The 16747-nt window shown below is 53.4% G+C and carries 14 protein-coding genes; 7 read left to right on the forward strand and 7 right to left on the reverse strand.

Annotated features, from left to right (window positions below):
* The first annotated feature begins 100 nt into the window (after window positions 1–100).
* The 3 genes from ACJJIF_RS01760 (at window position 101) to ACJJIF_RS01770 (ending at window position 4103) form a co-directional block, all read left to right on the forward strand.
* Window positions 101–1894 (forward strand): acyl-CoA dehydrogenase C-terminal domain-containing protein, encoded by a 1794-nt coding sequence (locus ACJJIF_RS01760; RefSeq protein WP_444930529.1) that lies wholly within the window; start codon window positions 101–103, stop codon window positions 1892–1894.
* An 82-nt stretch (window positions 1895–1976) separates the two neighbouring features.
* A complete protein-coding gene (locus tag ACJJIF_RS01765; RefSeq protein ID WP_444930530.1) occupies window positions 1977–2312 on the forward strand; it encodes an SCP2 sterol-binding domain-containing protein in 336 nt (111 codons plus the stop codon).
* 153 nt (window positions 2313–2465) lie between these two features.
* Window positions 2466–4103, forward strand: coding sequence for an AMP-binding protein (locus ACJJIF_RS01770; protein ID WP_444930531.1), 1638 nt, complete (start codon window positions 2466–2468; stop codon window positions 4101–4103).
* 158 nt (window positions 4104–4261) lie between these two features.
* Here ACJJIF_RS01770 and ACJJIF_RS01775 read toward each other — a convergent pair whose 3' ends face one another.
* The 3 genes from ACJJIF_RS01775 to ACJJIF_RS01785 all read right to left on the reverse strand — a co-directional run bounded on the left by ACJJIF_RS01775 (window position 4262) and on the right by ACJJIF_RS01785 (window position 9078).
* The gene (locus ACJJIF_RS01775) at window positions 4262–6013 is read right to left on the reverse strand and encodes a M28 family metallopeptidase (RefSeq protein WP_444930532.1); all 1752 of its coding nucleotides are present in this window, start codon (window positions 6011–6013) and stop codon (window positions 4262–4264) included.
* A 247-nt stretch (window positions 6014–6260) separates the two neighbouring features.
* Complete coding sequence (locus tag ACJJIF_RS01780; RefSeq protein ID WP_444930533.1) at window positions 6261–7460, reverse strand: phosphatidylinositol-specific phospholipase C domain-containing protein; 1200 nt, start codon at window positions 7458–7460, stop codon at window positions 6261–6263.
* Between the two features lie 493 nt (window positions 7461–7953).
* Window positions 7954–9078 carry a M14 family metallopeptidase gene (locus ACJJIF_RS01785; RefSeq protein ID WP_444930534.1) on the reverse strand — a complete coding sequence of 375 codons (1125 nt, stop codon included), beginning with the start codon at window positions 9076–9078 and terminating at the stop codon, window positions 7954–7956.
* Window positions 9079–9584: 506 nt separating this feature from the next.
* On the opposite strand from ACJJIF_RS01785, the gene ACJJIF_RS01790 reads away from it, so the two are divergent.
* Window positions 9585–10064, forward strand: coding sequence for a hypothetical protein (locus ACJJIF_RS01790; RefSeq protein WP_444930535.1), 480 nt, complete (start codon window positions 9585–9587; stop codon window positions 10062–10064).
* A 58-nt stretch (window positions 10065–10122) separates the two neighbouring features.
* On the opposite strand, the gene ACJJIF_RS01795 is transcribed toward ACJJIF_RS01790, so the two are convergent.
* On the reverse strand, window positions 10123–10773 hold the full coding sequence (locus ACJJIF_RS01795) for a LysE family translocator (protein WP_444930536.1): 651 nt from the start codon (window positions 10771–10773) through the stop codon (window positions 10123–10125).
* Window positions 10774–10805: 32 nt separating this feature from the next.
* Between ACJJIF_RS01795 and ACJJIF_RS01800 the strand changes: the two genes are divergently transcribed.
* Window positions 10806–11594 (forward strand): TatD family hydrolase, encoded by a 789-nt coding sequence (locus tag ACJJIF_RS01800; RefSeq protein ID WP_444930537.1) that lies wholly within the window; start codon window positions 10806–10808, stop codon window positions 11592–11594.
* Window positions 11591–13249: an aminotransferase class V-fold PLP-dependent enzyme gene (locus tag ACJJIF_RS01805; protein WP_444930538.1), complete on the forward strand. Its 1659-nt coding sequence runs from the start codon at window positions 11591–11593 to the stop codon at window positions 13247–13249. Before ACJJIF_RS01800 ends, ACJJIF_RS01805 begins: the two co-directional genes overlap by 4 nt.
* Here the strand turns inward: ACJJIF_RS01805 and ACJJIF_RS01810 are convergent.
* Window positions 13246–14433, reverse strand: a complete 1188-nt coding sequence (locus ACJJIF_RS01810) for an acyltransferase family protein (protein ID WP_444930539.1) — start codon at window positions 14431–14433, stop codon at window positions 13246–13248. The two genes, ACJJIF_RS01805 and ACJJIF_RS01810, sit on opposite strands and share 4 nt — an antisense overlap.
* Window positions 14434–14580: 147 nt before the next feature.
* On the opposite strand from ACJJIF_RS01810, the gene ACJJIF_RS01815 reads away from it, so the two are divergent.
* Window positions 14581–15465: a LytTR family DNA-binding domain-containing protein gene (locus ACJJIF_RS01815; protein WP_444930540.1), complete on the forward strand. Its 885-nt coding sequence runs from the start codon at window positions 14581–14583 to the stop codon at window positions 15463–15465.
* Here ACJJIF_RS01815 and tcdA read toward each other — a convergent pair.
* Together tcdA and ACJJIF_RS01825 are read right to left on the reverse strand one after the other, a co-directional pair.
* Window positions 15462–16262, reverse strand: a complete 801-nt coding sequence (gene tcdA, locus ACJJIF_RS01820; protein WP_444930541.1) for a tRNA cyclic N6-threonylcarbamoyladenosine(37) synthase TcdA — start codon at window positions 16260–16262, stop codon at window positions 15462–15464. The two genes, ACJJIF_RS01815 and tcdA, sit on opposite strands and share 4 nt — an antisense overlap.
* Window positions 16249–16698, reverse strand: a complete 450-nt coding sequence (locus ACJJIF_RS01825; protein ID WP_444930542.1) for a thiol-disulfide oxidoreductase DCC family protein — start codon at window positions 16696–16698, stop codon at window positions 16249–16251. The genes tcdA and ACJJIF_RS01825 overlap by 14 nt, the downstream gene beginning before the upstream one ends.
* Window positions 16699–16747 lie beyond the last annotated feature (49 nt).

A 16747-nucleotide genomic window follows, 5' to 3' on the forward strand; every position in this document is an offset into this window, starting at 1 on the left:
TCGCTTACTACTATGATGAACCAACCTTAGAAATTAGTCATAACTATGACTGGATGGTTTTACCACCGGTCTCGAACATAAGCGAATTGAGGGTATCAGGATGACCGATATCAAAATGCCACTGCGTGACTTGCGTTTCGTAATGCGTGAGATGCTGGACTCAGAAAAGCATTATGAGTCACTTGGATATGAGGAGGCTACTCCTGATGTCGTGGATGCCATCCTGGAAGAGGGTGCAAAGTTTTGTGAAAACATCATTGCGCCGCTGAATCAAATTGGCGACCAGCAGGGCTGCACCTGGAAAGACGGTGAAGTCACTACCCCTGAAGGCTTTAAAGAAGCTTACCAACAGTTTGTAGAGGGTGGTTGGGCTGCGTTGGCTCACGACCCGGAGTACGGTGGTCAGGGTCTGCCGCCCTCCCTCGGCACCATCATGAGCGAGATGGTTGGCACCGCCAACTGGTCCTGGGGCATGTACCCCGGCCTGTCCCACGGCGCCATGAACACTCTGGACGAGCACGGCACCGAAGAGCAGAAGCAGGTTTACCTGACCAAGCTGGTTGAAGGTAGCTGGACTGGCACCATGTGCCTGACTGAGCCCCACTGCGGCACCGACCTGGGCATTTTGCGCACCAAGGCTGAGCCCAACGACGATGGCTCCTACGCGATTACTGGCACCAAGATCTTTATCTCTGCCGGTGAGCACGACATGACCGACAACATCGTTCATATCGTTCTCGCCCGCCTGCCAGATGCACCTGCCGGTACCAAGGGTATCTCCCTGTTTATCGTACCCAAGTTCCTGCCGAATGCCGATGGCTCTGCCGGCGAGCGCAACGGTGTGGTATGTGGCTCCCTTGAGCACAAAATGGGTATCCACGGCAACGCCACTGCAGTGTTGAACTTTGACGGCGCTAAAGGCTTCCTGATCGGCGAGCAGAATAAAGGCCTGAGCTATATGTTCACCTTTATGAACACTGCGCGCCTGGGCACTGCTCTGCAAGGCCTGGCTCACTCCGAGATCGGTTTCCAGAAGTCCCTGGCCTACGCAAAAGATCGCCTGCAAATGCGTTCTCTGTCCGGCGTGAAAAACCCGGAAGGCCCGGCTGACCCGATTATTGTTCACCCCGACGTGCGCCGCATGCTGATGACCCAGAAAGCCTTCTCCGAAGGTGGTCGTATGCTGGTGGTTAAGTGTGCGCAGCTGGTTGATATCACTCACAAAGGTGATGCCGACGCGAAGAAAGCCGCCGACGATATGCTGGCCTTCCTCACGCCGATTGCAAAAGCCTTCTTGACCGAAGCGGGCTGCGAATCTGCCAACCTGGGCATGCAGTGCTTTGGCGGTCACGGTTATATTGCCGAGTGGGGCATGGAGCAGAACGTACGCGATGCGCGTATCTCCACAATCTACGAAGGCACCACCGGTATTCAGGCTCTGGACCTGCTGGGCCGTAAGGTTCTGATGACCCAGGGCGAACTGCTGCGCGGCTTCACCAAGCAGGTGCACAAGTTCTGCCAGGCAGAAATTGACAACGAAGCGCTGGCTCCGTTTGTGGCCAAGTTGCAGGAGCTGAATAAGCAGTGGGGCGACCTGACCTTGCACGTTGGCGGCAAAGCGATGGAAAACCCTGACGAAGTGGGTGCCGCTTCCGTCGATTACCTAATGTTCTCCGGTTACACCGTACTGGCCTTCCTGTGGGCGCAGGCGGCTAAAGTTGCCAATGAAAAACTGGCAGCGGGCACCGGCGAAGAAGATTTCTACAAAGCGAAAATTACCACCGCGCGCTTCTTCTTCGAGCGTATCCTCCCCCGCACTTCCAGCCACGCAACTGCGATGTTGAGTGGAGCGGACAACTTGATGGAACTGGATGCTGAGCATTTTGCATTCTAATCCCGCTCTAGTAAAAAAAACCGCCGGCAATGCCGGCGGTTTTTTTGTGAGTATTTAGGCGGCTAAAAACGGAGAATTTCCGATGCAATTGCCGGATTCAGTTCAGGAGCGCCTGTGTCGCTTGGCTTGTTCCTACCCGCAGGCTCGGGTACAGTTCCGGCTGCCGGATGCCTGTGATTTCTATGTTTATGTCACCGGGGCATCTAAAGACAACGAAGTGATTTCCGAATTTGGTCAGGCGGACAATCCAGAACTAACATTGGAAATGGAAAATAGTACCCTCAGTGCTATATTGGGCGGTCAATTAAGTGGACGTCACGCCTTTCTTTTGGGGGATGTTCAATACTCTGGAAATCGCGAAATGGCCGCAGCATTGGCAGGTTTGTTTCCTGCGAATACTGAAGAGGGAGATCGGTAAAGAGAGGTTTTCAAGCCTTCTTTTTCACTGTCTCAAAGATACTACAAACAATAAATAAATTCTCGCTCGCTCAGAGATATGGCAACTTTCGTCTATGGAGACGGAAGATGTGGGCAAGCGACGACAACAACAATCAGGAATGGGAGAAGAGAGTTGGACATTGATCGCAGCATACTTGATGTCTTTAAAGGCGCTTGCGCCAAATTCGGTGACCGGCCGGCTTTCACATGCCTGGGGCGCACACTTTCAATCAGTGATATCGACGCACTGAGTGGAAAATTCGCCTCCTATTTACAAAATCATACCGACTTGAAGCCCGGTGATCGCATCGCTGTCCAGCTGCCCAACGTGTTGCAGTACCCGGTCGTTGTTTTTGGTGCACTGCGCGCAGGTCTGGTTGTCGTAAATACCAATCCGCTGTACACACAGCGCGAGCTTAAACACCAGTTGAATGACTCGGGAGCCAAAGCGCTGGTTGTACTGGCGAATATTGCCGATACCGCTGCTGCCGTGGTTGCTGAAACCGATGTAAAACAAGTTATTGTTACCGAAATTGCGGATCTGCACAGCCCGCTGAAACGTACCTTGATCAATAGTGTGGCGAAGTACGTTAAGAAAATGGTGCCTGAATTTTCTTTTGCCAATGAAGTTCGCTTCCGCGATGCCATGGTAAAAGGCGCTGAACGCCCCCATGAGGATGTTCAGCGCACTAAAGAAGATATCGCGGTCTTACAGTATACCGGCGGTACTACTGGCGTTGCCAAAGGGGCAATGCTGACTAATGGCAACCTGGTTGCCAATATGGAGCAGGTACGCATTGCATTTGCCTCTGGCATGAAGGAGGGCGAGGAGTTCTACGTAGCGCCTTTGCCGCTCTACCATATCTACGCATTTACCATCCATTGCATGTGCCTTTTCTCCACGGGTAACCACTCGCTGTTGGTGCCGAACCCGCGCGATATCCCAGGTTTTGTGAAAATGTTGAAGGGCCTGCGCTTCACTGGGTTTGTTGGTCTTAACACCCTGTTTAATGGCCTGATGCGCAACAAGGATTTTGCCGAACTGGATTTCAGCAAACTCCACTCCACGGCCTCCGGTGGCATGGCGTTAACCCGCGATACCGCCAAGCGCTGGGAAGAGATGACCGGCTGTATGATTATGGAAGGTTACGGCATGACCGAAACCTCGCCGGTTGTTTCATTTAACCCCACAGACGGTGTGCAGTTGGGTACTGTGGGTGTGCCGGTTCCCGGTACCGAGATTAAGATTGTCGATGAAAACGGCAATGACCTGCCGAACAACTCTCCCGGTGAGCTGTGTGTACGCGGCCCCCAGGTGATGAAAGGGTACTGGCAGCGTCCGGAAGCCACTGCGGACACCATCGATAGCGAAGGTTGGCTGAACACCGGTGATATGGCGGTTGTCCAGGATGATGGTTACATCAAGATCGTGGACCGCAAGAAGGACATGATTATTGTGTCCGGCTTCAACGTGTACCCCAATGAGATTGAAGACGTGATCAGCGCACACCCGAAGGTGACTGAAGCGGCGGCGATCGGTATTCCGGATGAGAAGAGCGGTGAACAGGTTAAGCTGTTCCTGGTGAAGGCTGACCCATCTTTAACTGAAGATGAGGTGGTGGCTTACTGTCGTGAGCATCTGACCGCTTATAAAGTGCCAAAGCAAGTGGAGTTCCGCGAGGACTTGCCGAAAACCAATGTTGGCAAAATCTTGCGCCGTGAGCTTCGCGATGAGGAGCTGAAAAAGCTTGAGGCTGCGAGCGCCGCTTAAGCCGATATTTAGCTGAAGCGTTAAATCGCATAAGAGCCCCGTTGGAGACAGCGGGGCTTTTTTATTGGCTTAAAAAACGCTGTAGGAAAGGCGTCGTCTGACGGAGGGAAAGAGGTGGTGACACCGGGGAGGTGTCACCACGGGGAAGCGTTGCCTATTTATTTGCGGCTATCGGCACTGGCATCGCGAATAGCGCGGAACTCGTTGCCTTGGTACCAGTTGGGCCAGTCGCGGCTATTTGCCAGCTTCAGCCCCAATTGCAGGCCCAGTTGCAGATTCATTGCGGCGCCTTTCAGGTTCCAGTTGGGGTCGTACTCATCGCCGGGCTTGTGGTAGTGCTGGCTGAGGTACTCCTTGTCTTTGGATTGGGCCCACTCGCGGCCGTGCTCATGGTTTTCGCTGCCGGAATCAAAATACAGCATTGGCACGCCTTCTTTTGCCAGGCTGAAGTGATCTGAGCGGTAGAAGTAGCCGCGCTCAGGGTGCTCTTCAGCGGCCAGGTAGCGATCCTGCCCTTTTGCCGCACTCTCCAAGAGCTGCTCCAGTTCGCTGCTACCGTAACCTATCACGGTGATATCTTTGGTTGGGCCAAGGACATTCATCGCGTCGAAGTTAAAGCCGGCTACCGTCTTTTCCAGTGGTGCAACGGGGTTGGCGGCATAGTATTTGGAACCGAGTAGTCCGGATTCCTCGGCGGTGACGGCAACAAATACCAGGGAGCGATCGGCTTGCTCTTCTTTAACGGCCTGGGCGGCCAGGGCCAGCAGTCCGGCGGTGCCGGTAGCGTTGTCTACGGCGCCATTAAAGATATGGTCTTCACCGGAAGCGTTTCTATTAACCCCCAAGTGATCCCAGTGGGCAGTGTAAACAATCGTTTCATCTGCATATTTTTTGCCGGGTAACTTGGCAACCACATTGCGGGAGTTGGATTTCTCAAGGTGGTTGCTGAGTTCGATGCTGGCGTTTAACTCCAGGGGTTTGGGGGTGAAACCGGGAGTTTTCGCCGCTGCCATCTCTTCACCCAGATCGAGGCCGGCGGCCTGGAACAGGTCTTTGGCGGCTTGGTTGGTGATCCAGGCTTCAATTGCCACGCGGTCAACATTCTGGTTTTCCGCTTCGAGGCTGACCTGGGCTCCGGACCAGGAGCCGCTTACGACTTCCCAGGGATAACCGGCTGCGCCAGTTTCATGGATGACAATGGCCCCTGCGGCGCCCTGGCGGGCAGCTTCTTCAAACTTGTAGCTCCAGCGACCGTAGTAGGTCATGGCATTGCCGTTAAATAGCGCCTTGTCCTGGGTGGCATAACCGGGGTCATTTACCAAAATGACCGCAGTTTTGCCTGCCATATCCAGGCCTGCGTAATCGTTCCAGTTATTTTCCGGGGCGACGATACCGTAGCCAACAAAAACCAACTCGCTGTCTTTGAGGCTGGAGGCACGGGTTTGGCGCTGGGTAAACGCCACCATATCGTCAATTGGTTGCAGCTCCTGGCCCACTCCCTCTCCGCGGATGGTCAGCGCGGTGGATTGAATATCCATCTCTACGATGGGGACTTCCTGGAACCAGCTGGGGTTGCCCTCGGAGTCCACTGCACCCGGGGTCAGTCCGAGCGCTTTAAATTGCTCCGCCAAATAGTTGACGGTGAGCTCCTCGCCCTTGCTGGCGGGGGCGCGGCCTTCAAATTCATCGGAGGCCAGTACGGCGATATGCTTGTGCAGGTCGGCGGCGACAAGATCGATCTGCGCTTTTTCCGCCGCGTTTAGGCTGAGTTTTTCAGTGCCGTGTTCGAGGTGCTCTTTATGGCTGTGGGCTTGTGAGCTGACTTCTTCGTTGCCCTTGCTACAACCGCTGATAACACTGCCGATGGCTATAGCTAAGCCAAGGCGGCGCCAGGTGGTAGGAATTCGCATAATTTTATCCTGACAGTCTTGTTAGGGGGCTGATTATGCCTGATCTTATCTTAACTAACGATATGCCAGCGATTAGCAGAGGGGAGAGTGTGACCAGACGCTAAATAACATCCCCTCTCTGCTGCCTGGGTTTACTTGAGGTGTGGGTTTTTCTTTGACGGAATCTACGGGTTTGTCTGTGGGCAGGGGGCAAATCCCCCTGCTTAATCTGCTGCTTCAGAGACTCTCTATCTGCTGATCTGGATGTTTAATGGTGTTGCCACTGCCCCTCGTTAATTTGGTCTTGGTAATTTATCCATACATTGTCGTAGCCGGTAGCTTCCTTTGCCGCTTTAAGGGCCTGGTTGTCTTGACTGTTGGTGGGGGTGGCAAACAGGTAGTCGCTGCCAAACGCTTGGCATACCCCCGGCCCATAAGAGAATGGACCTGTGGAGGCGCTGACCAGCCAGCTGCCATCTGCGGTATTTTTACAGGCGAAGCTGTACTGGTTGCTACAGTTGGCATCATTCCAGCGTCCGTTGCTCCATTGCATGGCACAGTCTTCGTTGTTCAGGTTGTTGGGTTCACCCTGGTCCCAGGACCAAATGGCTGCGGCAATCCGCCCATCGCTGATATTCATATCATCGAGATTGATAATATTGTGCCCTATAGCAAAGCCATCGCGTACATCATCGGTAGTGATTCGCTCAATTCCACCATTAAAAATTTCTCCGATGGTGCCCGTTGCGGTCCTGTCCTCCCAAACGCGGCCTATGTCCCCTAAACCGGTGAATGCCATATTTTTCATATCGCCGTTTGCGGAGCAGCCATTGTCCTTCCACAGGACAACCTGCTTGCCTGCAGCGAGCACATCATTTTTTGTCAGGGCGCTGGGGATGCTCTGACAGCCGCCGCTGTAGAAAATTTTCTCGCCGAATCTATCGGTTATCTGGTCGTACAGATCTTGATGGTGTTCATCGGAATGGTCCTCGATATATAAAATAATCACCTCGTCCCGATTGGAGCTGTCATTTAGCCAATCCTTGATTTCATTAAATCCTTCTGTTGCATATTTATCGTTGATACTGCAAAGCCCATGGCACAGAAGCAGTCTTTTCGGATAGGAGAACAGGCTCTCCATTTTGGTTGTCCAGTGTATGTCTAACTCTATAAATCGCGCGCCCATGCGCAGTTGATCTTTTATCGAGTACTCCTGCTGAGGGTCCAGGTAGCGGCATCCCACTGAAAAATTGCAGGCGCGATACACCTCTGAATTGTAAGAATTGTGGGTGCCGAGAATATTGTTTTCACTCATGGGTGTGTGGTTATCTATTTGGCGCTGTAGGTCTAGGGCAACACCGCTCCAGCTATTTTGGAAGTCTGAGATATTGTCGGCCCAGAGGGGGAAGGGTGTAAGAAGTAGCGCGATAGTGATCGATTGTATGAATAGTTTGGCGGTGTGTTTCATTATTTTTCTCCGGGGTGAGTAGTGGCGCTTGCCGGTGAGGCGTTTTAATTTTTCTGGGGGTGTGGCGTGGTGTGCATTTTATTTTTAGAATTTTTCGGCTTATTGTTTTTGTGGTGTTGAAGTTTAGGTGGCTCGGTGTGGCAAAGTGTGGTTTTTTCCGCTTTTAAGCTCGGCGGGAGTCCTGAGTTGTTGATAAATTAACAGTTGAACCGATTAAAAGATGATTTGTATGCAAGGTTGTATTGCACAAAATGGCTCGGTTGTTTTTTTCTATTCCAGAATAGAGGGAAGTGATCGCGCGATTACCCGGCTAATCAATAACCGTGTGATATGGAAAATGATATTGAGTACTTCTGAAGCGTTGTAGGTGACTTGCTTGGATACAGGGAGTAGGGCGGTGCAGCGCTAGCCGTTCAGTCGCTGAATATTGGCTGAATTTTAATAGGCGGAACTTCCCCTGGCCGGGCTGGCTAGGGGAAGTGGGGTCAGGCGGTTACGCCATCGTTTTTAATGTTTCGCGAATCGGGAAAAGAATATCGCGAGCGAGCTGCTGACTGCGTGCCGGTGACCAACCTTCGATCAGGTCGGGTAGGTCGTCATTATCTTTAAACGGCATTTCCAGGGTCAGGGCCAGGGTGCGGAACTGGTGCCCGGCCCAGGCAGTGCCGATAGTGAGGTTTGCTTCACCGGGCTTATCCAACTCATAACCGTGCTCTGTTTGGAAGTCAGGGCTGATGGCGGTATAAGCTTGTTTAAAGGTCTCTTCCAGCTTGGCGTGGCGCTCGTCATAGCCGGGAATGCCTTCACAAGCGGCGACAAAGTTGTAGGGCAGGGCTTCATCGCCGTGAATATCCAGGAAAATATCCCCGCCCAGTTCCAGCATTTTCTCTCTTACCAGGAAGACTTCCGGGCTGCGCTCCATGGTGGGGTTGAGCCATTCGCGGTTCAGGTTGGCGCCGGCTGCATTGGTGCGCAGGTGTCCGCGAACACTGCCGTCGGGATTCATATTGGGTACGACATAAAATACAGTATCTGCCAGCAAACTTTGTGCGGCTGGATTGGCATCGTCGAGAAGGGCATCAAGGAAGCCTTCTACAAACCACTCCGCCATGGTTTCTCCGGGGTGCTGACGGGCAATCATCCAAACCCGGTGCTTGGCAGTATCGGCATTGCCGATGGTGAGCAGGGTCATATCGCGCTCATCGAGGGTTTTACCGAGGGTTTGCAGTTTGACCAGGTCGTGGCTCTGTGCCCAGGCGAGTAGGTCCAGATGGCGCTCCCAGGAATAGGGGGCGAAATAAGCCAGGTAAATGCTGGGCTCATCCAGGGTTACGGTGAAGTCGAGGGTGTTGCCGTCGTAGTTGGCACCGATTCTGAACCAGTTTTGGCGGTCATAAGAGGCGCAAACCCGGTAGTTTTCCCAGCCTTCCGGATAGGCTGATTTGCCGGCGTTGACGATACGCAAAGGGTAGCTGGTGCCAATATCACCTTCCAGGCGAAAGTGAAACCACTGATAGAAGTCAGATTGGTTGTCCTGGCGGATGGCCAGCTCAATAGGGTTGCTGTCGGTATTGATAACTTCGATATTGCCGCTGTCAAACGCGCTGCTGATATACATGTAGAGAGCTCCACTCTTGTTTTCGCGCGCAGGATACAGCGGAAGCGGGAATTTTTCAGGGGGGCAGCGAGGGAATCTCGCCACTTTTAGGTGGGATTGAAGCGCGCGCCCTCTATTCGGAGGAAGAGAAAAGCGCGGTATCGATAAAGATACCGCGCTTTAGCCAATCCCTGGCGGCACCTGCTGCGACTACTGCTCCCTGAGATTTCCGGTGTCGGACCCCAGGCGACTGCTTACTACCCGGTCAGATCACAAGTGCGTCACTCCACACTGTCAGAAATTACTTAATCTCCATCACATTCCACAGCAGGTGCTGGTTAAAGTTTAGCCAATAAGGTCTATTCGATGTTGTACGAAGGTTTTAATCGGCGTAAATTTGCCGATCTTTTGGTCTGAAGACTATCTGGCGTGAAATTGCACAGATAACGAATAGATCCCATCGTCTTTGTGGACGGAGAAAACAGGTAATAGCCCCGACTGGGGGAGCTGTTGTAAGAGGTGACAGTATGACTAGAGTGGTTAAACGGAGTATTGCGATATCCGCAGTACTGGTGACGGTGATGAATTTGAGTGCTTGTGGCTACTTCCTGTACCCGGAGCGCAAAGGGCAGGGGGGTGGCCGAGTCGATCCTGCGGTAGTAATCCTGGATGGCGCGGGCCTGCTATTTGGCCTGCTGCCGGGAATAGTGGCCTTCGCTGTCGATATCACCAATGGCACCATTTACCTGCCGCCGGGGCATGGCTCCGTGTTTGATCGCCATTTAACCGCTACTGGGCAGGGGGCGCCAGAGGAGGTTACTGATGAAGAGGGGCAGGTCTGGCTTCGATTGCCGGTGGACGGTGTCGATAAGAATACCCGACTCGAAGTCCTCGGTGATCAGCTATCGGAGATCACGGGACAGCAGGTAGACGCGGAAGATATCGTTTGGTTGCAGGACTCCGTCGAGCTTCGCGCGGTAAGCCGCTTCCAGGCTGCGCTTCGCTAGCTTCTCCTTAGCTCTGCGGGCTGGAGGGTGTCCTAGCTTTAGGTGCAAAAGCGGCCTCTCAGGTGGCCGCACCAAGCTGGGTAAGGCCCTCCAGTGCCAGGGGGATGACGCTTGCCGCAAGCAACAGCCCCATAGCAATATTGAAACCCTGCAGGTAGCGGGGCTCAGTGAGAAACTGTTTGAGCCCAACGCCAAAAAATAGCCAAATGGCAACGCAGGGCCCGCCAATCGCGATAAATGCCAGTGCAACCTTGGCGACACCCAACCATATTTCTGTCCCGGGACTGGTGAACGCAGCCAGTGCTCCGGTGGCCATAATCCAGCCCTTGGGATTGACCCATTGAAAAGCCACAGCCTGGGTAAAGCTCAGGGGCTGGCTAGAGTGGCCAGAACTCATTTCCCGGGTCGATCCAATGACCCAGGCCAGGTACAGCAAATAGATAATGCCTGCCCAACGAATCACTTCGTGCAATAACGGGAAGTGATTGAAGGCGGTGCCCAAGCCTAAGCCAATAGCAACTACCATGGCGGGAAACCCCAGCCAAATCCCCAGCAGGTGAGGTGTTGAGTGGTTGATGCCGTGATTGAGGCCCGAGGACATAATCATGAGGTTATTAGGGCCCGGGGTAATACTGGCTGAAAAAGCGAAAAGAGCGATGGGCAAAAGAGATTCAAGCACAGCTGTACCGGAGGGAAAGGGCGACTTCATGCTAATATGCGCGCGATTAATGAGTATCACAAGTGAAATTTATAGACAGCCATTGCCACTTTGATTTTGAGGCTTTTTCGCCGGACCGCAACCGGGTGTGGCAAAGATGTATCAGTGCTGGAATAGATCGGATCATTATCCCCGGTGTGTGCGAAGCGCAGTGGCAGACACTGGGGGCTCTGGTAGCGGGGCAGCCCGCCTGGAGAATGGCCGCCGGTATCCACCCCTGGTGGGTGGAAAAAATCTCACCGGATGTTCACTGGCGGGAAAATCTGGCTGAGCTGGGGGCGCGGCTTGGTGAAAGTCTTGAGAAATACGCTTGTGTCGCTGTCGGTGAGTGCGGCTTGGACGCTTCGATCGAGACCCCTTTGGATAAGCAGGAAGAAATTCTCAAAATTCAGTTGGAGATTGCTTGTAACCAGGATCTTCCGGTAATCCTGCATGTACACCGGGCCCACAATGAGCTCCTGCGGCTGTTAAAACAATTCCGGCTTCCGCGCGGAGGCGTTATCCACGCTTTTAGTGGCAGTGAGCAGATGGCACAAGCGTATTGGAAGCGCGGCTTTTATCTTGGCATTGGCGGTACCATTACTTATCCTCGCGCGGCGAAAACCCGGCGGGCGGTAGCAAATATGCCACTGGAGAGTTTGTTACTTGAGTCGGATGCCCCGGATATGCCCCTTTCAGGGCAGCAGGGTATGCGCAACAGCCCTGAAAACCTTTCTAAAATTGCACAAGCACTGGCCGACCTACGGGGAATTTCCGTACGGGAAATTGCCGATGCTACATGTCGAAATACTGAGAAATTATTTTCCCTATGAGTTTTTCCGCTGAATCGTTCAGGAAGGCATTTCCTCTTTTTAATCAAGAGGAAAATAAAGGGCTGGTTTACCTGGATAATGCTGCCACAACACAGAAGCCGGAGTCTGTGATCAATGCTGTGCGCGACTACTATATGCACAGCAATGCCAATACTCACCGCTCCAGTCACCGTCTCGCGCGCAGGGCCACCGAAATGGTGGAGCGAGTGCGCGGGCAAACTGCTCAATTTGTGCATGCCGCCAGTAGCCGGGAAATTGTATTTTGTCGCGGTGCCACTGAAGCTCTGAATTTATTGGCGCACAGCCTGTGCGCTAGCTTGGACGCTGGTGATGAAATTGTTATCTCAACGGCGGAGCACCATGCAAATATTGTCCCCTGGCAGATGGCGGCCAAACGATTCAACCTGGAGTTGCGCTATGTGCCCCATAGCGCGGGCGTGCCCGAATTTGATCGTTTGGATGAAGTGCTCAGTGAGCGCACCAAAATTGTCTCCTTGACCGGTGGTTCCAATGCACTTGGACTGCGTCCAGATCTCGCTGCGCTGAGAGAAATACTGCGAAAACGGAATCTTATCTGGATTGTCGATGGCGCCCAGCTGGCGGCTCACGAAACTGTTGATGTGCAAAAGATCGGCTGTGATTTTTTTGTTGCCTCCGCGCATAAATTTTATGGGCCCTCCGGTATAGGTTTTCTCTACGGGCGAGAAGCGCTACTGGAGTCCATGCCCCCATGGCTCGGCGGTGGAGAGATGATCTCTGAGGTTGATTTGGAAAGCAGTCAGTATGCCGGATTGCCACACAAATTTGAGGCGGGCACCTCTCCACTGGCGGCAATAGCCGGTCTTGGGGCGGCGCTGGAGTTTCTCGAGCAGCAGGATAGGGCGGCAATGGCGGCACATGAGCAGAGGCTGGTGTGCTGGATACACCGCGAGTTGATGGCCTCGCCTCACTTTCGGGTTGTCAGCCAGGCCTCGCACAATTTAGGCATAGTCGCTTTTGTACCGGTGCACGGTAGTGCAGCAGATTTAATGCACTGGTTGGATGAGCGCGATATCGCGGTCAGAGTTGGCCATCACTGTGCGCAATTGCTGAGTAAAACAAGCGGTGAGTCGGTGACGGTGCGCGCATCGGTTGCGGCTTATAACACCGATAGGGATACCCAGGCTTTTTTACAGGCACTGGAGGAGTATTGTGATATCCAAAACTCTATCGCGCAGGCGGATATTACGCCTGGTGAGGCGTGGGTTAGAGATGACTTTTCCCGCTTGCCGATCGAGCGTTTACTTGCCCAGCGCAATTGGCAGGGGCGCTATAAGGAGCTGCTGCTGTGGAGCAAAACAATTGCCGAAAAACCTGAGATACGCACCGAGGACAATTTGGTACGCGGTTGTGAGTCCGCAGCTTGGTTGGTGCATCGGCAGGAGGGTGGCAGACACTATTTTGGTTTGGAAAGTGACAGCCGGGTAGTTAAAGGCCTGGGTGCGCTACTGCTTTCGCAGATTGATGGCCGCACAACTTCTGAAATTCAAGCACAGGACCTGTCCCAGCTATTTACAGAACTGGGCCTGGCCAAACACTTGAGTGAGTCGCGCAGCAATGGTTTTTATGCCTTGCTGCGCCGCGCGTTGAGTCTGGTGGAGCACCCGCTAACTTAGCTGCAGCTGCGTATGGGGGTGTCTAGCGCAGGAGCCCGGGGAGTGGACGCGGGTTTTAAACCAAATAGCACGCGCAAAACTGGATTTCTGCGAATAATAAATTCATGTAAAACCCAGCAGCCGATGACGGTGATTGACAGAACTAACAGGGGCTCAAGGATGGGCCCCAAAGCGAATTGTCCGAATTGATACACGGCTATGACGGTAATGGTTTGGTGAAGGATATACCAGGGGTAGATCGCTTCTGTGGCATAGGGCAGCCAGCGGAACGGCCTGTTCAAGAATCGGTAGCCGCAGGCTAAAACAGCCAGGAGCCAGATCCACCGGTTGATATAGATAACCATTAAATGCAGCGTTTCCTGAGCGGGAATACTGCTATCGGGCAATACCCGGTCAAAGAATAAATACAGGGTAAAAGTAAGCGGTGCGGCAATAATCAATCGATTGCGCAATCGCGCTAGTAGCTCCCAGGGGGCGCTACTGCTGACCAGCAAGTAGCCGCAGAGAAAATAAGTAAAAAACCTGGCATGGGTGTACCAGTCGCCGACAACGGCATGGTTAATTCCCCCAAAATGCGGAAACAGGTATAGGCCGTAAACCATCATCGGTACAAGTGGCAGGATCAGTAACTGCCAAGCTTTGATATTCGCCATTATTCGCTCCGGCCAGCGCTGGTGTTTGCCGCACAGAGCTAGAGGGATAAGGGCGAGGGCGTAACAGCCCAGATATGGCAGATACCAGAGATGGTTCCAGGTTAGGCCAAATTCGCTTCCGGCAAAGGCATTCTCTGGCCAGGGGGCAAAGGAAAAGTACTGTTGCAGGAACGATAAGTAGCCGGGTTCAATGATACCGTTGCTGAGTGCTTCATAGTAAGCCTGGGGTGGGACTACTGCCAGCATCCCAAAAGCCAGGGGAACAAACAATTGTTGAAGTCTTCTCCGCAGGTAGCCCCCAGTGCCCAGTTTATTCAAGAGAAAGTAGCTGGCTGCACCAGAGATCAGGAACAGCAGCGGCATTCGCCACTGGTTGACCGCGAGCATCACCAGCTGAAGAGGCTCGCTTCGGTAGCTGCTTTTTACATGCCACCCCCATTCCGCGACATAGGCCATGCCCAGGTGATAGAGAATAAGTAGGCCGAAGGCGAGTACGCGAAGGGCGTCAATATCGTGGCGTCTCTGTGTCATATTTTGTATAGATTCCATTGTGCGAGGTTGATTTAGATGGCCGCTATGCTCCTGTTGGTAATAGCTGGCGGCTACCTCACAGTGCTGACTTGCACGGTATTAGGGCCCAGTGGTGGTTTTTGGGGGTGAATAGCGGGTAGACTGCCGGTGAATTTTTATACTGGTTCGGGATCAATGACGGTTCAGGAGTATTTGGCGCGCCGGCGACAATTTGAGGTGGGCTTCTGGGGAGTATTTTTTGTCGCTCAGTGGGCTGTGCAGTTCGCCTTGGCTTACTTTGATCACCGCCGCTGGGGTTCTCCCTTTCAGCCATGGGAGTTCCTGGTGTGGGAAGGAACCAGTATCCTGATGGTTGCAATATTGTTTCCGCTGATATTGCTCCTTGAGCACTACTTCCCCCTGCGCAGGGGGAAGGTTCGACGGAACCTGGCTATACACTTGCTGTTTACTTTGCCTTGGTCCCTGATCCACGTTTCTGCCATGGTGGCTATGAGGGCAGCCATTTACCACCTGAATGGAGCTTCCTATAACTTCGGTAACTGGCCGGTGGAGCTTTTCTACGAGTACCTCAAAGACCTTCAAACTTATGCCGCGCTTCTAGCTTCCGTCTATTTATACCGTTTTCTATTGGTACGCTTGCAGGGAGAGGCACGTATTTTGACCGAGCCAGATGAAGGGGAGGCAGTGGAACCTGTAGATAGACCGGAGCGACTTCTGGTGAAAAAACTGGGGAAAGAGTTTCTGGTAAATGTGCGGGATATCGAGTGGGTGGAAGCTGCCGGTAATTATGTAAACCTGCATTTGGGCGATAGGATTTACCCCCTGCGGGAAACCATGACCAAGCTGCTGGATCGTCTAGATCCGGCATCGTTCGCGCGCACTCACCGCTCCTATATTGTTCGTTTGGACTCCATTGCGGAGATTGAGCCCCTAGAGAGCGGCGATGCACGTATTCATTTGATCTGTGGTCAGCAGGTCCCTGTCAGCAGGCGCTATCGGGACCTGCTGCGAGCGCAACTAATGCCGGCTTAGCTTTTTGCCTGCAGTAGTCGCTCAATGGCTCGGTTGGCGGCAGCGAAGCCAAAGGTGCCGGTGACCATGGTTGCCGCGCCAAAGCCGCCGCTGCAATCCAACTTGACACCATCCTGCATGGCACTCTTCTGTTGGCATACCTGCCCATCTGGCTGCGGGTATACCATCGCTTCGCTGGAGAAGATGGCATCGATACCAAATTGGCGCTTGCGGCTCTTTTGGAAATTGTGAAAACGGTAGAGGTGTTGGCGGACTTTTGCCAGCATCGGATCATTGACAGTGCGGCCGAGGTCGGCGCACTCAATGCGCTCCGGGGATCGCTTCCCCCCCGCTGATCCAACTGTTACCAGACGTATTTTACGCGCTTTGCAGTAGGCGATCAGGGCCGCCTTTACCCGGGCGGCATCGATGGCATCAACGACCACATCGATTGGGCGGGTATCGGGATTGATCAGTTCAGCCAGATTGTCGGTAGCGATAAAATCCTCTTCAGTATGAACTTCAATCTCCGGGTTAATCTGCCGGAGGCGCTCAGCCATAACCTCAATCTTGATGCGGCCGACGGTGTCGGTGAGCGCATGGCTTTGGCGGTTGGTGTTGGTGATGCAGATATCGTCCAAGTCGATCAGTGTCAATTTGCCGATGCCACTGCGCGCCAGGGCCTCTGCGGTCCAACTGCCCACGCCACCGATGCCGATAACCAGTATGTGTGCAGAGGATAAAATTTCGAGGGCTTTATCGCCATACAGGCGAGCGATGCCACCAAATCGCTGTAAATATGGGTCAGATAAGCTCATCTGGGGTCTCTTCAGGTACATCTTCCAAAAAGCGCTGCTGGTCAGCTCCACTCGGCAGCAGGCAACTTTCCTGTCGACCAAACCAGCGGTAGCGGTTGCGAGCAACCAAGTCGTAGAGCCAGTCCCTGGCCGGGCGGGGAATGTAGCGCAAAAGGGTGAGTGAATGCCAGGGCTGGGGTAAGTGGCTGATAATTCTCAGTGCGGCTTCACTTCTCCTAAAGGAGTGGTAGCTGTCACCGTGCCGCTCCAGCAGGATCATGCTCTGGTAGGTGTCCAGCGGCAGGTTCAGTTGCTTAAGGAAATACTGGCCAGCATCGGACTGTACTCGGCACAGGGTAAAGCACTGCTCGCTATCGCGCCTGAGAATTAGCTGGCTCCAGCAATTGCAGAGGTTGCAGATGCTGTCAAACAGGATGATGTTATTTGGCAGTGACATTGAGGGGGGGCTGAAAACGCCGCACGGCTGGCGGCGGCGTTTTATATCA

The sequence above is a fragment of the Microbulbifer regidiadema (SeqCode) genome (assembly GCF_052467605.1).

What these genes read in the sequence shown, in the direction of transcription:
- tcdA (WP_444930541.1), bottom strand. Translation starts at nt 16,262, where the DNA reads ATGAGCTTATCTGACCCATATTTACAGCGATTTGGTGGCATCGCTCGC.
- ACJJIF_RS01760 (WP_444930529.1), top strand. Translation starts at nt 101, where the DNA reads ATGACCGATATCAAAATGCCACTGCGTGACTTGCGTTTCGTAATGCGT.
- ACJJIF_RS01795 (WP_444930536.1), bottom strand. Translation starts at nt 10,773, where the DNA reads ATGAAGTCGCCCTTTCCCTCCGGTACAGCTGTGCTTGAATCTCTTTTG.
- ACJJIF_RS01825 (WP_444930542.1), bottom strand. Translation starts at nt 16,698, where the DNA reads ATGTCACTGCCAAATAACATCATCCTGTTTGACAGCATCTGCAACCTC.
- ACJJIF_RS01765 (WP_444930530.1), top strand. Translation starts at nt 1,977, where the DNA reads ATGCAATTGCCGGATTCAGTTCAGGAGCGCCTGTGTCGCTTGGCTTGT.
- ACJJIF_RS01810 (WP_444930539.1), bottom strand. Translation starts at nt 14,433, where the DNA reads ATGACACAGAGACGCCACGATATTGACGCCCTTCGCGTACTCGCCTTC.
- ACJJIF_RS01805 (WP_444930538.1), top strand. Translation starts at nt 11,591, where the DNA reads ATGAGTTTTTCCGCTGAATCGTTCAGGAAGGCATTTCCTCTTTTTAAT.
- ACJJIF_RS01790 (WP_444930535.1), top strand. Translation starts at nt 9,585, where the DNA reads ATGACTAGAGTGGTTAAACGGAGTATTGCGATATCCGCAGTACTGGTG.
- ACJJIF_RS01775 (WP_444930532.1), bottom strand. Translation starts at nt 6,013, where the DNA reads ATGCGAATTCCTACCACCTGGCGCCGCCTTGGCTTAGCTATAGCCATC.
- ACJJIF_RS01780 (WP_444930533.1), bottom strand. Translation starts at nt 7,460, where the DNA reads ATGAAACACACCGCCAAACTATTCATACAATCGATCACTATCGCGCTA.
- ACJJIF_RS01785 (WP_444930534.1), bottom strand. Translation starts at nt 9,078, where the DNA reads ATGTATATCAGCAGCGCGTTTGACAGCGGCAATATCGAAGTTATCAAT.